Source organism: Pseudomonas putida (assembly GCF_050990305.1).
Classification (GTDB): Bacteria; Pseudomonadota; Gammaproteobacteria; order Pseudomonadales; family Pseudomonadaceae; genus Aquipseudomonas; species Aquipseudomonas putida_AH.
In genome coordinates, this window is record NZ_CP158817.1 from 5021629 (window position 1) to 5035346 (window position 13718).

Consider the following 13718-nt stretch of genomic DNA (forward strand, 5'->3'; position numbering starts at 1 on the left):
GCAAAGTGTGGTGCTTATGGTTTATGGGAATAAGCGGCTGGTTCAGCCTTCGTCTGCTAGTGCGACATTCAAGGCATAGAACTCATGCAGCTTGGCCTGCAACAACTGTTTGTCCGGTAGCTGGACTTGATACTCCGCGATCAGCGCTGGCGACAGGCTGCGATTAAGGGCGTACTCGACGACTTCGTCTTCCTTGCTGGCGCAGAGCAAGACACCGATTGCAGGGTTCTCATGGATTTTGCGTTCTTCGCGATCCAGCGCTTCCAGGTAGAAACCCAACTTGCCCAGATACTCCGGTTCGAAACGCCCTACCTTGAGTTCGATGGCCACCAGGCAGTTAAGACCGCGGTGGAAGAACAGCAAGTCCAGCGCAAAATCACGCCCGCCGACTTGTATTGGGTATTGGGAGCCGACGAAGCAGAAGTCGCGGCCCAGCTCGCTCAAAAACGCCTTGAGACGCGCCAGCAAGCCCTGATGCAGATCAGTTTCGGCGTGGACACCGGGCAGGTCGAGAAACTCGACCATGTAAGCGTCACGGAATATCTCAAGTGCCGAGGGGTGGGTTTGTTTCAGAACGGCGGAGGCTTTTGCCGGTTGGGTCACGCTGCGTTCAAACAGTGCTGCTTTGAACTGGCGCTCCAGCTCACGCTTCGACCATTTTTCCTGAACAGCCATTCGTAAGTAAAACTCCCGCTCTTCCGGGAGTTTGCTCTGGCTGAAGATGACCAGATTGTGGGTCCAGGGTAATTGTCTCACCAGTGGTGAGACTTTCTCGTCGCCCCGGTAAGTCTCGTAGAACTGACGCATGCGAAACAGATTGGGTCGAGTAAACCCACGCAGCCCCGGTTGAGTCTGAGCCAAATGCTCGGCCAATTGACCCACCACGGAATCGCCCCATTCGGCCCTCTCCAACTTACGACTGATGTAAGCCCCAACCTGCCAGTACAACTCTATCAACTGGGTGTTGACCGCCTGAATGGCCTGTCGCCTGGCACTTTGAATCAATGCAAGCACTTCATTGAAACGGGCGTCGGTTTTGCTATCGGGAACTTGGGGTACGGTCATGCCTGGCTCCTTGAACATGGGAAAACGCGTGAGCTTAAACCGTCAAGAATGCTTGAAATGACCGGTGATACCCTTTGGGAAATGTCGTACAGAATCTCGGGAACGCTCTGGCAAAATCAGAGCGTCGTAGTTAGGTGGGCCTCTTCGCGGGCGAGCCTGCTCGCGAAGGCGTCATCACTCGCGCCGCTGTCGTCGGCCAACAATCGCATGTTCATCCGCAGCCCTCTCCCGGTATTCTGCGCCCAAAGCTCTCCGCCCTGCCGTTGCACGGCATTCCTGGCAATACTCAACCCCAATCCAAACCCGCCATCCCCCGGGCGCGAACCATCGAGGCGGGTAAAGGGCAGAAAGATTCGCTCCAGATCAGACTCCGCCACGCCGCCGCCCTGATCCTCCAGCCACAGATGCCAGTATTTGCCATCGCGCCGCCCGCCCAGCGTGACCACTCCACCCCTGGGCGAATGACGAATCGCGTTGCGCAGCATGTTTTCCAAGGCCTGGGCCAGGGTATTGAGGTGACCGCGCACCCAGCAGGACGAATCCACCGAGCACTGCAATTGCCCTTGCGGCCAGCCGCTTTCAAAGCAGGCATTTTCCGTGAGCATTTCCCACAAGACCTGGATCTGGATCGCTTCGTCAGGCAAACGGGTGCGCTCGGTGTCGAGCCAGGCCAGTTGCAGAGTGTCTTCTACAAGCCGCTGCATGCCATCGACCTCACGGCCGATTCGCTCGCGCAAGGCGTCCAACCCCTGCTCGCTTTCACTGGCCACCCGCAAGCGGCTCAGCGGTGTGCGCAACTCATGGGACAGGTCGCGCAGCAATTGCTGTTGAAGCGCCACGGTACTTTGCAGGCGTTCGGACATGTGGTCGAACGCCCAGCCCAGCTCACCCAGTTCATCAGAACGATTGGTCGTACGGCTCGACAATCGAACATTCAACTGATCGGCACGCCAGGCATTGGCCTGCTCGCGCAGGGTATTGAGCGGGATCACCAGCAACCGATAGAGGCCCACACAAAGCAACAAGGTGAACAGTCCCGGAATCACACCGTTGGTAATCACGCGCCAGAACACTCGATAGTGCCCAGGGACAAAGCGCGCGGGCAGTTCGATCACCAGGCTGCCGGCAGACGGATCACGGGGAAACGGCACACGCATCCACGGCCGGCCTTTCTTGTGGATGGACCAATCCAGGCCGCGCAAGAAGGTCAGGTGTTCGATTTCCTTGTCCGTCAGCGCCTGGCTACTCAGGGACTGCAAATCACCGCCAATAACACCGACCCAACTCTTTTCCCGGCGTTGCATGCCTTGCAGCCAGCTATCGACGCCCTCGCGCTGACGCCGTTGCCATGCCTGCTCGGCTTCAGCGGCGTAGCGTGTCAGTGTGCGACGGGCGTCGTCCGACAGGAACTGGTTGCGCTCCTCCATGTACCGGCCCCAGGACCAGCTCAGCCAGATCATCAGCAGACAAAAAGCCACCAGTAGGCAGGCCAGCTTCCAGAACAGCGAATACCGCCCCGGCAACTTACATTTCATCGCCAACACTCAGGATGTAGCCCTTGCCCCACACCGTGCGTACTTCGCGCTCGGTATAGCCGATGGCCTTGAGCTTGCGGCGAATCTGGCTGATGTGCATGTCCAGGCTACGATCATGGGCCGCATACCCCCGCTGCAGCACATGCTGATAAAGGAAGGCTTTGCTCAAGACTTCATCGTCGTTGCGGTGCAGTGTTTCCAGCAGTCGGTATTCACTGCGGGTCAGGCCGGCCGCCTGACCTCCATAAAAGACCTCGAACAGCTCATCGTCGAAACGCAGGCTGTCCGCTGTCGGGGCAAGGGCTACCGGCGTCGGCCGGCGATCTAACGCCACCCGGCGCAAGATCGCTTCGATACGCACCCGCAATTCGACCATGCTGAAGGGCTTTGGCAGGTAGTCATCGGCCCCCAGACGAAAACCGCTGATGCGATCCGCTTCGGCGCCCAGTGCTGACATGAGCAGCACCGGAGTGGAATGGCTCTGGCGCAATTGCGTCAGCACCGAAAGCCCATCCAGACCGGGCAACAGGATATCCATCAGCACCACATCGAAGGCTTGCCGGCGGGCAGCGTCCAACCCTTCCTGGCCGTTCTGGCACCAGGTCACCTGAAAGCCGCTGCGGCCCAGATGCTCGTGAACATAGGCACCGAGTACGAGGTCGTCTTCGATGGACAGGATTCGGGGATGGGTGGCGGCGTTGGGAGTCATGAGTATCTGCAAATAATTCTCAGTTGACAATTATTCAAGATTGCGCCGCCCGGGGCAAGCCAAGGGACCGATCCGGGTTTGAAAGTGCTGATCCGGGCGACGAATGACGGCATCAATTTTACGAAGATTGCCCGCCTTCAAATCGCTACACTGCGCAAGTGGCGCGTGCCGGACGCATGTGCAGCTCTATTGATAGCCGGATGCAGGAGAGAGGCGTGCTCAAAAAACTGGGAATTAAAGGCCGAGTGCTGTTGCTGACCCTGTTGCCGACCAGCCTGATGGCGTTGGTCCTGGGCGGCTATTTTACCTGGATGCAGCAATCGGACCTGCAAACCCAACTCCTGCAGCGTGGCGAAATGCTCGCCGAGCAACTGGCGCCGTTGGTGGCGCCGGCCATGGGGCACAAGAACACCGAACTGCTGGAGCGCATTGCCACCGAATCCCTGGAACAACCAGATGTACGTGCCGTGACCTTCCTCGCGCCAGACCGCACGCCACTGGCCCACGCCGGACCGACCATGCTCAATCAGGCGCCACTGGGCGACGGCTCGCAGATGCTGCGCCGCAGTGGCAATGATGCGACACGTTATCTGCTGCCGGTGTTCGGCAAACACCGCAACCTGGCCGGTGACCTGATTCCCGATGAAGCCGACCGCCTTCTGGGTTGGGTCGAACTCGAACTGTCCCACAACGGCATGTTGCTGCGCGGCTACCGCAGCCTGTTCGCCAGCTTGATGATGATCGCTGCGGGGCTGTGTGGGGCGGCGCTGTTGGCCTTGCGCATGGGCCGCACGATCAATCGGCCATTGAGCCAGATCAAGCAAGCCGTGGCCCAACTCAAGGATGGTCATCTGGAAACACGTCTGCCACCCCTCGGGAGCCACGAGCTGGATGAGTTGGCGTCCGGCATCAATCGCATGGCCGGCACCCTGCAGAATGCCCAGGAAGAACTGCAGCACAGCATCGACCAAGCCACTGAAGACGTACGCCAGAACCTGGAAACCATCGAAATCCAGAACATCGAACTCGACCTGGCGCGCAAGGAGGCCCTGGAGGCAAGCCGGATCAAATCCGAGTTCCTCGCCAACATGAGCCACGAAATCCGCACCCCGCTCAATGGCATTCTCGGCTTCACTCACCTGCTGCAAAAAAGCGAGCTGACCCCGCGCCAGCTCGACTATCTGGGCACTATCGAAAAGTCCGCCGACAGCTTGCTGGGGATCATCAACGAGATCCTCGATTTCTCGAAAATCGAGGCCGGCAAACTGGTGCTCGACCACATTCCGTTCAACCTGCGAGACCTGTTGCAGGACACCCTGACCATCCTCGCCCCGGCCGCCCACGCCAAGCAGCTGGAACTGGTGAGCCTGGTTTACCGCGACACGCCGCTGTCGCTGGTGGGCGATCCGCTGCGGCTCAAACAGATCCTCACCAATCTGGTCAGCAACGCCATCAAGTTCACCCGTGAGGGCACCATCGTGGCCCGCGCCATGCTCGAAGAGGAGAACGAAGACAGCGTGCAGCTGCGCATCAGCATCCAGGACACCGGCATCGGCCTGTCGAACCAGGACGTGCGCGCGCTGTTTCAGGCCTTCAGTCAGGCCGACAATTCGCTGTCGCGACAACCCGGCGGTACAGGCCTGGGGTTGGTGATTTCCAAGCGGCTGATCGAACAGATGGGGGGCGAGATTGGCGTCGACAGCACGCCGGGAGAAGGTTCGGAGTTCTGGATCAGCCTGAACTTGCCGAAAACCCGTGACGACGCCGAAGACCTGCCCGGCCCGCCCCTTTCCGGGCGCCGCGTGGCCGTGCTGGAAAACCATGAGCTGGCTCGCCAGGCCTTGCAACATCAACTGGAGGACTGTGGCCTGGCCGTGACAGCCTTCAATACCCTGGAAAGCCTGACCAATGGCGTGACAGGCGCCCACCAGACCGATCAGGCGATTGACCTGGCGGTATTGGGCGTCACCAGTAACGACATGCCACCGGAACGCCTCAACCAGTCCATCTGGGACCTCGAACACCTGGGCTGCAAAGTGCTGGTGCTGTGTCCGACCACGGAACAGACCCTGTTCCACCTCTCGGTGCCCAACCCGCACAGCCAGCTCCAGGCCAAACCGGCCTGCACGCGCAAGTTGCGGCGTGCGCTGTCTGATCTGGTCAACCCGCGCCAGGCCCGCAACGAACCCGGAGAACCGGTGTCCAGTCGCGCACCGAAAGTACTGTGCGTCGACGATAACCCGGCCAACCTGCTGTTGGTGCAAACCCTGCTCGAAGACATGGGCGCCAAGGTGCTTGCGGTGGAAAGCGGTTACGCCGCCATCAGAGCAGTCCAGAGCGAGACGTTCGATCTGGTGTTGATGGACGTGCAAATGCCCGGCATGGACGGTCGCCAGAGCACTGAAGCGATCCGCCAGTGGGAAAGCGAACGGCACTGCACCCCGCTGCCGATCGTTGCCCTCACCGCCCACGCCATGGCCAACGAAAAACGCGCCTTGCTGCAAAGCGGCATGGACGACTACCTGACCAAGCCGATCAGCGAGCGGCAACTGGCACAAGTGGTGTTGAAATGGAGCGGTCTGGCACTGCGCAACCAGAGCCCGGAACGCCCCGGCGACAGTCACGGCAGCGGCTTTGAGCTGCAGGTGCTGGATCACGAAGAAGGTTTGCGCCTGGCCGCCGGCAAGGCCGACTTGGCCGCAGACATGCTGGCAATGCTGCTGGCATCGCTGGAGGCCGACCGCGAAGCGATCCGCCAGGCACAGGAAAGCCGTGACCATAACGCGCTGATCGAGCGCGTTCATCGCCTGCATGGCGCCACCCGTTATTGCGGCGTGCCGCAACTGCGGGCTGCCTGCCAACGCAGCGAAACCCTGCTCAAGCAACAGGATCCTAAAGCCTTTGGCGCCCTGGAAGAACTCGACCGGGCGATCAACCGCCTGGCGGCCCAGGCGCGTATCAATGCCTGATGCAGCGCAAGGCATCAGCCGCTGTAAGCAGCTAATGTAGGAGCTGCCGAAGGCTGCGATCTTTTGATTTTTCTTTTTTTTAAAGATCAAAAGATCGCAGCCTTCGGCAGCTCCTACATCGGTGTGAACGCCAAGACGTGAGTTTTCAGGGAGAACACATGCGCACGATACTTTTCAGCAGCCAGACCTATGATCGCGACAGTTTTCTTGCCGCCGACCTGCCGGCCGGCATCGAGCTGCACTTTCAGGCAGCGCGCCTGAGCCTGGATACGGTGGCGCTGGCGGCACAACACGAGGTGGTCTGCGCCTTCATCAATGATGACCTCGGCGCCCCAGTGCTCGAACGCCTGGCCGCTGGCGGTACACGCCTGATCGCCCTGCGTTCGGCCGGTTACAACCATGTCGACCTCGCGGCAGCAAAACGCCTGGGGATGGCGGTGGTGCGTGTACCGGCGTACTCGCCTCACGCAGTGGCCGAGCACGCAGTGGCGTTGGTACTGGCGCTGAACCGCCGATTGCACCGGGCGTACAACCGTACCCGCGAAGGCGATTTCAGCCTGCATGGCTTGACCGGCTTCGACCTGGTGGGCAAGACCGTCGGCGTGGTCGGCACCGGGCAGATCGGCGCGACCTTTGCCAAAATCATGAACGGTTTCGGCTGCCAATTGCTCGCCTACGACCCCTACCCCAACCCGCAGGTCGAAGCCTTGGGCGCCCGCTACATGAGCCTGCCGCAACTGCTGGCCGAATCGCAGATCATCAGCCTGCACTGCCCGCTCAACGAAAAGAGCAGACACTTGATCAACAGTGAATCGCTGGCGCGCATGCAACCCGGTGCAATGTTGATCAACACCGGTCGCGGCGGCCTGGTGGATACACCCGCACTGATCGACGCATTGAAAGATGGACAACTGGGGTATCTGGGGTTGGACGTCTATGAAGAGGAAGCACAATTGTTCTTCGAGGACCGTTCCGACCTGCCCTTGCAAGACGATGTCCTGGCGCGATTGCTGACCTTCCCCAACGTTATTGTCACCGCCCACCAGGCCTTTCTGACCCGTGAAGCACTGGGCGCGATTGCCGCGACCACCTTGCACAACATCGCAGCCTGGATGGCGGGCAAGTCCGAGAATCGTATAGAGGGCGACTGAACCTGATCGAAGGTCATCTGCCCGCGCCATGCTGCGCGTATGCCCGTGCTAGCATATCGCGCATATTTGGAGGACCCATGGTCGAACACGATTTCCGCTACAGCCTGATGAACCCGCAACACACCCTCACCGAATGCCGCGCCCTGGTTCCAGGGCGTTATCAAGTCACCGGCAACGGCGGCTCGATTCGCAACAATGACGTGCTGGTCGTGACCCTCAAAGGTGCCAAGGACTTGTCCATGCGCCTGACCGTCGAAACGGTTCGCCACTTGATCAACCCGCCCGGCCAATGGGTCGCGGTGGCCAGTGGCCCGGTATTTGGCGAACTGGCGATCCATACCTGGAAGGTGAACTGCGACAGCTGCGCCAAGGAGCTGAGTTTCGAATTCGCGGTCGACGCCAAACTGGGCAACAAGGCCGAAAAGCCTGCCGCCAATGCGCGGATTGCCGAGTTGGGCTGGAAGTCCATCGACGAGAAACACCTTTGCCCGAAATGCCAGGAGCCTGCGTGATGAAACGCCTCGCTCTGTCCGCGATGGTGGGCGCTGGCCTTGTGGGCTGCGCCGCCGAACCGGTGCAATTGCAACAAAACCGCAGCTATATCCTGGAGTGGATCGGCGAACGCCCGCTGATGGATTACAGCCACCTGACCATCACCCTGGGTGACGACGGGCGCGCTTACGGTAACGGTGGCTGCAACCACTGGTTTGCGCCGTACACGCTGGAAGGCAACAAGTTGAGCTTCGGCAAGATCGGCAGCACCCGCAAACTCTGCGCGCCGGCGTTGATGGAGCAGGAAAAACGCTTCCTTCAAGCGCTGGAACAGGTGCAGAGCTGGGACGTCTCGGAGGTCGAGCAGATGCGCTTCTGGCCTGCTGAAGGCGCACCACTGCGCTGGTGGCTTGAAGAGGGTTGAGCCCCGATTCACGCAGGAGCACAGCTTGCTGGCGATGGCAGCCTCAAGGACGCCATCGCCAGCAAGCTGTGCTCCTACAGAAGCTTCAATCTTTTGCTTTAGTTTTTAGCCTGCAACGCCTCCAGCTTCGCCATCACCCCCGCCGCCGTCTGCTCGCCCATCAACTGTTCCCGCACCTTACCCTTGTTGTCGATGATGTAGGTCACCGGCAATGCCTCGCTGCGTGGCAGATCGAAAATCTCGGAAGGGTCCTGCGCCAGCACGGTGAACTTGATGCCGAGTTTCTCGCTGGCGCTCTTGAGCTCTTGGCCCTGCACATTGTCGAAGTTGACCCCGAACACACCGATCTTCTTGTCCTTGAGCTGATCGGCCAAATGGTTCAGCTCAGGAATTTCGGTACGGCACGGCCCACACCATTCGGCCCAGTAATTGAGCACCAGCCATTGCTTGTCCAGGCGCTCGGCAGCGACTTTCTGCCCATTCTGATCGATCCCGTAGTCGTTACCGCAGCCCCCCAGCATCAACGTTCCAATGATCGCCAATGCCGCTGCCAGTCGCCTTGTCATGTCGTGATCCTTGTCGAAAAAAGAATACGGCCGCGACCCATTGCCTCCCAAGGTTCTGGATTGCGCGCTGCACAGTTAGAATAGCTGCCACCTTACACAAGATGCGACCCGCTCATGACCGATCTGACGCTTTATCACAACCCGCGCTGCTCGAAATCCCGCGGTGCGCTCGAACTGCTCGAAGCCCGTGGCCTGACACCGACCGTGGTTCGCTATCTGGAAACCCCGCTGGACGCCGCACAAATTCAGAGCCTGTTGAACAAACTGGGCATCAGCGCCCGACAACTGCTGCGCACTGGCGAGGACGAGTACAAAACCCTCAACCTGGCGGACAGCAACCTGAGTGAAGCGCAACTGATCGCCGCCATCGCGGTGAACCCGAAACTGATGGAGCGACCGATTCTCGAAGTCGGCGACAAAGCTGTCATCGGCCGCCCACCGGAGCAAATCCTGGAGTTGCTGCCGTGAGTGCGCCGTACATTCTGGTGCTGTATTACAGCCGCAGCGGTTCGACCAACGAAATGGCCCGACAGATTGCCCGTGGCGTGGAACAGGCCGGTCTTGAAGCCCGTTTGCGTACCGTGCCGGCTATTTCCACCGAATGCGAAGCCGTGGCACCGGACATTCCGGACGAGGGCGCGCTCTACGCCAGCCTCGACGATCTGAAAAATTGCGCTGGTTTGGCGCTCGGCAGTCCGACCCGCTTCGGCAATATGGCGGCGCCGCTCAAGTACTTCCTTGATGGCACCAGCAACCTGTGGTTGACCGGCGCCCTCGTGGGCAAGCCAGCCGGCGTGTTCACCTCTACCGCGAGCCTGCACGGTGGCCAGGAAACCACGTTGTTGTCGATGATGTTGCCGCTGCTGCACCACGGCATGCTGATTACCGGCCTGCCCTATAGCGAGTCGGCGCTGCTGGAAACCCAGGGCGGTGGCACACCGTATGGCGCCAGCCATCACGCCGGTGCCGATGGCAAGAGCGGCCTGGACGCGCACGAAGTCGCACTGTGCCGCGCGCTGGGTATGCGCCTGGCCAAGACTGCACAGAAATTGGAGGGCTGAGGGTGGCCAAGAAGCCGAAGATCCTGCCCGCCATCGAATGGCTTGAACCCCGTGTCCGGGCCATGCGCGTGATCAGTCTGCTGTGCTTTTTCGGGCTGGTGGGACTGCTGTGCATTTACTACCTGCTGGTCGCCGACCTGCACGGTGCCCGGCCTTGGGTGATCTTGCTGATCGAACTGGTGCCGCTGCTGGTGTTGGCGCCCGGTATGATTATCGGCAACCCGCGCGGGCATTCGTGGATGTGTTTTGTGGTGAACCTGTATTTCATCAAGGGTGCATTGGCCGCGTATGACCCGAACCGGCAGATCTTCGGCTTGCTGGAGATGGGCGCGAGCCTGGCGGTGTTCTGCTCGGCGCTGCTGTATGTGCGGTGGCGGTATCAGCTGAATCGCAAGCTGGCGGGTGAAGGCGAACCCTCCGTCGCCTGATTAAAAGATCGCAGCCTTCGGCAGCTCCTACATGGGATCGCGTGTTTCTGTAGGAGCTGCCGAAGGCTGCGATCTTTTATGCTCAGTGATTGACGGTGTAGGCCAGCATCATCGAGATCTGGCTCATCGGCCGCCCGCCGCTTTCTTCATGCCACTGATTGAACACATCCTGCACCAACGCCAGGTCGCGCAGGCTGCTCGGCACCTTGTCGATGATGTTCTGTGCATTCAACGCCGCCACCACGTCGTAGCTCGGCACAAAGGTGTCCTTGCCGACCATTCGTAGAAAACGTGGCGCCGACAGGCCGCCCAATTGATGGCCGCGTTTCTTCAGCACAGTCCACAACCCGACAATATCGGTCACGGGCCAATCGGCGATCATCGCGCCGAAACTGCCCTTTTCATGGGCCACGTCCAGCACGAACTGCGCATTGCGCGGCACGCTCTTGAGCTTACCCAGGTGGCGGATGATCCGCGCATCCTGCATCAGGCGCTCCAGGTGTTCAGCGCTCATCAACACGACTTTTTCCGGGTCGAACTTGAAGAAGACTTCTTCGAAGGCCGGCCACTTGGCATCCACCAGGCTGTGCTTGAGGCCGGCACGGAACACACGCAGTGCCATGGTCGACAGGTAGCGATCGTCGGTGATGTCACGCAATTGCGCCGGGGTTTTGGGAACGGGCAGATGGGCTTCCAGTTCAGCCGCCGAACCGAAGCGGTTCAAACAGTATTCGTTCAGCCACTTGTAGTCGCGCATGCCCTCTCCTGAGGAATAAACGAAAAACCTGTAGGAGCCGAGCTTGCTCGCGATAGCGGTGTGTCATTCAACGCAAATGTTGGCTGACACACCGCTATCGCGAGCAAGCTCGGCTCCTACAGTTTGATCAGAGGTTGACCACGTTGACGAAGCGCGAAGCCGCCGTCTCGTCGATCTTGAGGCTGGTGAAGTCGAACAGGTTGCGGTCCGCCAGTTGCGACGGGATCACATTCTGCAAGCTGCGGAAGATGCTCTCGGTACGCCCCGGTGTCTTGCGCTCCCAATCCTGAAGCATTTCCTTGACCACCTGACGTTGCAGGTTTTCCTGGGAACCGCAGAGGTTGCACGGAATGATCGGGAATTGCTTGAAGTCAGAGTACGCCTGGATGTCTTTTTCGTTGCAGTAGGCCAGCGGACGGATTACCACGTTGCGACCGTCATCGGCCCGCAGTTTCGGCGGCATGGCCTTGAGTGAACCGTTGAAGAACATGTTCAGGAAGAACGTCTCGACGATGTCGTCGCGATGATGGCCGAGGGCCATTTTGGTCGCGCCGATTTCGTCGGCAAAGGTGTAGAGAGTACCGCGACGCAGGCGCGAGCACAGCGAACAAGTGGTTTTGCCTTCCGGAACCAGCTCCTTGACCACCGAGTAAGTGTCTTTCTCGACAATGTGATACTCGATGCCCAGCTCTTTCAGGTAGGCCGGCAGCACATGCTCAGGGAAACCCGGCTGTTTCTGGTCCATGTTCACGGCCACGATCTCGAATTTGATCGGTGCGACCTTCTGCAAGTGCATCAGCACATCAAGCATGGTGTAGCTGTCTTTTCCTTATAGCCTAAGGTAGACCCAACAGACAGCATAACCATGGCATAACCTCTTGATTTCACTGAGCTTTCAGAAAAACATGTTTTACAAAAAAAATCGATAATGTAAATTTTCTGGATATACGACACCAAAAAACCCTTCCCGACCCCAAAAATCGACTTTTGATCTTTACAAAATTTGGACCACATTTATCCAATTTTCAACGCTGGAGGATGAAACCGTTGCGTCTTCAAATTTGTATTCCGGCCGGTCTCCCGACCTGTCAATAGATAGATCTATAAAATTGAATAGATTCCGATCGGCCATCTGGGAAGGACTTACGCTTTGTAAACTGTGAAAAATATTTTCCACACAGCCAGGATTTACCGAGTCCCACTCTGCAATCATAGCTTTAACCTTTTTCCTCTGGAGATTCTCCTGAGAGCCGCAGAGATTACACGGAATTATCGGATATGCGCTATCAATAGCTACCTTCGCTATATCTTTTTCCCTGCAATATGCGAGCGGCCGAATAACTATATTCCTCTTATCGTCACTAAGAAGCTTAGGAGGCATCCCTTTCATCTGCGCTTGGAAAAACATGTTGAGAAACAAAGTTTCAACCATATCATCCATATGATGTCCAAGCGCCAATTTAGTAGCCCCTATTTCCTCTGCAAAACTATAAAGCGTACCTCTTCTGAGTCGAGAGCAAAGAGAGCAAGTCGTTTTGCCTTCAGGCACCTTCTGCTTGACTACAGAATAAGTATCTTTATCAATTATATAATAATCAATACCTTTACTTTCGAAAAACTCAGGCAAGATATGCTCAGGGAAGCCAGGCTGTTTCTGGTCAAGATTTACAGCAACGACACTAAATTTTATTTGTGCAACTCGCTGCAAGTGCAATAGAGCTTCGAGCATCACAAATGAATCTTTTCCGCCACTCACGCAAACCATAACTTTGTCGCCGTCTTCGATCATGGCGTAATCTACTACGGCCTTTCCGACATTACCGCGCAGCTTTTTACGACGTAGCTCAGCAGCTTTATTTATTTGCGCTGTACCTTCATCTATCATCATGACACTATTTCCGACAAATAATTTAGAGACTTATACAAAAATGGCCACACCCGTATCTCTCATGCCACTTTTAACTTATCGATGTGGTTAACTACCATCACTACCAAACACAGAAAAGCTCAACACAAAATAAATATTCTGGCCACGCACTTCGCATCCAATCTACGCGCTTAAAACTCGATACAGAGGTAAAGCGAACGACATCTGAGTTAGCTGCATCATAACAAGATTATGCCTGCCTTTTAAGGGGGCCCTGACCAACGACTGCATTCAGCTTGACTAGGGCGCGACATGCCAGGTTGGCCCCGCCGCCCCACCATGGCGACAGGCAAGCACCACCATTTGCATCGGGTGAAGCGTTGAGATCGAGCCATTATCGGATGGATCACCAAGCGGACAATACGGCGTTGCAGGTTGAGGAACAGGCAAAAGAGGCGGAGGTGTCGGATCTATACACCGTGTACTACAGATTTATGTCACTTGAAACGCATGGCCATAGTGAGATGCCGCAGAACACGTCAGCCGTCCTGGCCCTATGCGAAGCCCATCTCCAGAGTGTTGACCGATGTAAAAACTGGTACGGGAATCGAGCTACCTCCGAGCGATGGCGGGTCTCAAAAATCTGGAGCGGATCTGCTTTGTTGTGATGGACAAACCACTGTTCTCGGACATC

General features: G+C 57.9%; 13 protein-coding genes and 1 pseudogene. 7 read left to right on the plus strand and 7 right to left on the minus strand.

The genetic code is table 11. The features are described 5' to 3' along the window. Window positions 1–42: 42 nt before the first annotated feature. The 3 genes from ABTV22_RS22675 to ABTV22_RS22685 all read right to left on the minus strand — a co-directional run bounded on the left by ABTV22_RS22675 (window position 43) and on the right by ABTV22_RS22685 (window position 3309). Window positions 43–1065: a PDDEXK nuclease domain-containing protein gene (locus tag ABTV22_RS22675; RefSeq protein ID WP_433736684.1), complete on the minus strand. Its 1023-nt coding sequence runs from the start codon at window positions 1063–1065 to the stop codon at window positions 43–45. Between the two features lie 116 nt (window positions 1066–1181). Next, complete coding sequence (locus tag ABTV22_RS22680; protein WP_433736685.1) at window positions 1182–2600, minus strand: histidine kinase sensor domain-containing protein; 1419 nt, start codon at window positions 2598–2600, stop codon at window positions 1182–1184. Then, a complete protein-coding gene (locus tag ABTV22_RS22685) occupies window positions 2590–3309 on the minus strand; it encodes a response regulator transcription factor (RefSeq protein WP_433736686.1) in 720 nt (239 codons plus the stop codon). The genes ABTV22_RS22680 and ABTV22_RS22685 overlap by 11 nt, the downstream gene beginning before the upstream one ends. Before the next feature lie 215 nt (window positions 3310–3524). On the opposite strand from ABTV22_RS22685, the gene ABTV22_RS22690 reads away from it, so the two are divergent. The 4 genes from ABTV22_RS22690 (at window position 3525) to ABTV22_RS22705 (ending at window position 8345) form a co-directional block, all read left to right on the plus strand. Beyond that, window positions 3525–6278 carry a response regulator gene (locus tag ABTV22_RS22690; protein ID WP_433736687.1) on the plus strand — a complete coding sequence of 918 codons (2754 nt, stop codon included), beginning with the start codon at window positions 3525–3527 and terminating at the stop codon, window positions 6276–6278. Window positions 6279–6436: 158 nt separating this feature from the next. Continuing rightward, window positions 6437–7429 (plus strand): 2-hydroxyacid dehydrogenase, encoded by a 993-nt coding sequence (locus ABTV22_RS22695; protein ID WP_433736688.1) that lies wholly within the window; start codon window positions 6437–6439, stop codon window positions 7427–7429. A gap of 77 nt (window positions 7430–7506) precedes the next feature. Next, the gene (locus ABTV22_RS22700; RefSeq protein WP_433736689.1) at window positions 7507–7941 is read left to right on the plus strand and encodes a hypothetical protein; all 435 of its coding nucleotides are present in this window, start codon (window positions 7507–7509) and stop codon (window positions 7939–7941) included. Then, the gene (locus tag ABTV22_RS22705) at window positions 7941–8345 is read left to right on the plus strand and encodes an META domain-containing protein (RefSeq protein ID WP_433736690.1); all 405 of its coding nucleotides are present in this window, start codon (window positions 7941–7943) and stop codon (window positions 8343–8345) included. The genes ABTV22_RS22700 and ABTV22_RS22705 overlap by 1 nt, the downstream gene beginning before the upstream one ends. 98 nt (window positions 8346–8443) lie before the next feature. Here ABTV22_RS22705 and ABTV22_RS22710 read toward each other — a convergent pair whose 3' ends face one another. After that, complete coding sequence (locus tag ABTV22_RS22710) at window positions 8444–8911, minus strand: TlpA disulfide reductase family protein (RefSeq protein WP_433736691.1); 468 nt, start codon at window positions 8909–8911, stop codon at window positions 8444–8446. Window positions 8912–9025: 114 nt separating this feature from the next. On the opposite strand from ABTV22_RS22710, the gene arsC reads away from it, so the two are divergent. The 3 genes from arsC to ABTV22_RS22725 are packed head-to-tail and all read left to right on the plus strand — an operon-like array spanning window position 9026 to window position 10400. Next, window positions 9026–9379, plus strand: a complete 354-nt coding sequence (gene arsC, locus ABTV22_RS22715; RefSeq protein WP_433736692.1) for an arsenate reductase (glutaredoxin) — start codon at window positions 9026–9028, stop codon at window positions 9377–9379. Next, window positions 9376–9972, plus strand: coding sequence for an NAD(P)H:quinone oxidoreductase (wrbA, locus tag ABTV22_RS22720; RefSeq protein WP_008054817.1), 597 nt, complete (start codon window positions 9376–9378; stop codon window positions 9970–9972). The genes arsC and wrbA overlap by 4 nt, the downstream gene beginning before the upstream one ends. Before the next feature lie 2 nt (window positions 9973–9974). Beyond that, the gene (locus ABTV22_RS22725) at window positions 9975–10400 is read left to right on the plus strand and encodes a DUF2069 domain-containing protein (protein ID WP_433736693.1); all 426 of its coding nucleotides are present in this window, start codon (window positions 9975–9977) and stop codon (window positions 10398–10400) included. Window positions 10401–10482: 82 nt separating this feature from the next. Here ABTV22_RS22725 and ABTV22_RS22730 read toward each other — a convergent pair whose 3' ends face one another. From ABTV22_RS22730 to ttcA (ABTV22_RS22740), 3 genes and pseudogenes are all read right to left on the minus strand, one after another. Continuing rightward, window positions 10483–11157 carry a DNA-3-methyladenine glycosylase I gene (locus ABTV22_RS22730; protein ID WP_433736694.1) on the minus strand — a complete coding sequence of 225 codons (675 nt, stop codon included), beginning with the start codon at window positions 11155–11157 and terminating at the stop codon, window positions 10483–10485. Window positions 11158–11284: 127 nt separating this feature from the next. Continuing rightward, window positions 11285–11986, minus strand: a pseudogene (gene ttcA, locus ABTV22_RS22735) (tRNA 2-thiocytidine(32) synthetase TtcA); the annotation flags it as partial. A 165-nt stretch (window positions 11987–12151) separates the two neighbouring features. Continuing rightward, entirely contained in the window at window positions 12152–13045 is an 894-nt protein-coding gene (gene ttcA, locus ABTV22_RS22740; RefSeq protein WP_433736695.1) for a tRNA 2-thiocytidine(32) synthetase TtcA, read from the minus strand. Window positions 13046–13718: the final 673 nt, after the last annotated feature.

Coding starts and splice junctions, on each gene's coding strand:
- ABTV22_RS22675 (WP_433736684.1), bottom strand. CDS start 1,065: ATGACCGTACCCCAAGTTCCCGATAGCAAAACCGACGCCCGTTTCAAT.
- ABTV22_RS22680 (WP_433736685.1), bottom strand. CDS start 2,600: ATGAAATGTAAGTTGCCGGGGCGGTATTCGCTGTTCTGGAAGCTGGCC.
- ABTV22_RS22685 (WP_433736686.1), bottom strand. CDS start 3,309: ATGACTCCCAACGCCGCCACCCATCCCCGAATCCTGTCCATCGAAGAC.
- ABTV22_RS22695 (WP_433736688.1), top strand. CDS start 6,437: ATGCGCACGATACTTTTCAGCAGCCAGACCTATGATCGCGACAGTTTT.
- ABTV22_RS22700 (WP_433736689.1), top strand. CDS start 7,507: ATGGTCGAACACGATTTCCGCTACAGCCTGATGAACCCGCAACACACC.
- ABTV22_RS22705 (WP_433736690.1), top strand. CDS start 7,941: ATGAAACGCCTCGCTCTGTCCGCGATGGTGGGCGCTGGCCTTGTGGGC.
- ABTV22_RS22710 (WP_433736691.1), bottom strand. CDS start 8,911: ATGACAAGGCGACTGGCAGCGGCATTGGCGATCATTGGAACGTTGATG.
- arsC (WP_433736692.1), top strand. CDS start 9,026: ATGACCGATCTGACGCTTTATCACAACCCGCGCTGCTCGAAATCCCGC.
- ABTV22_RS22730 (WP_433736694.1), bottom strand. CDS start 11,157: ATGCGCGACTACAAGTGGCTGAACGAATACTGTTTGAACCGCTTCGGT.
- ttcA (WP_433736695.1), bottom strand. CDS start 13,045: ATGATGATAGATGAAGGTACAGCGCAAATAAATAAAGCTGCTGAGCTA.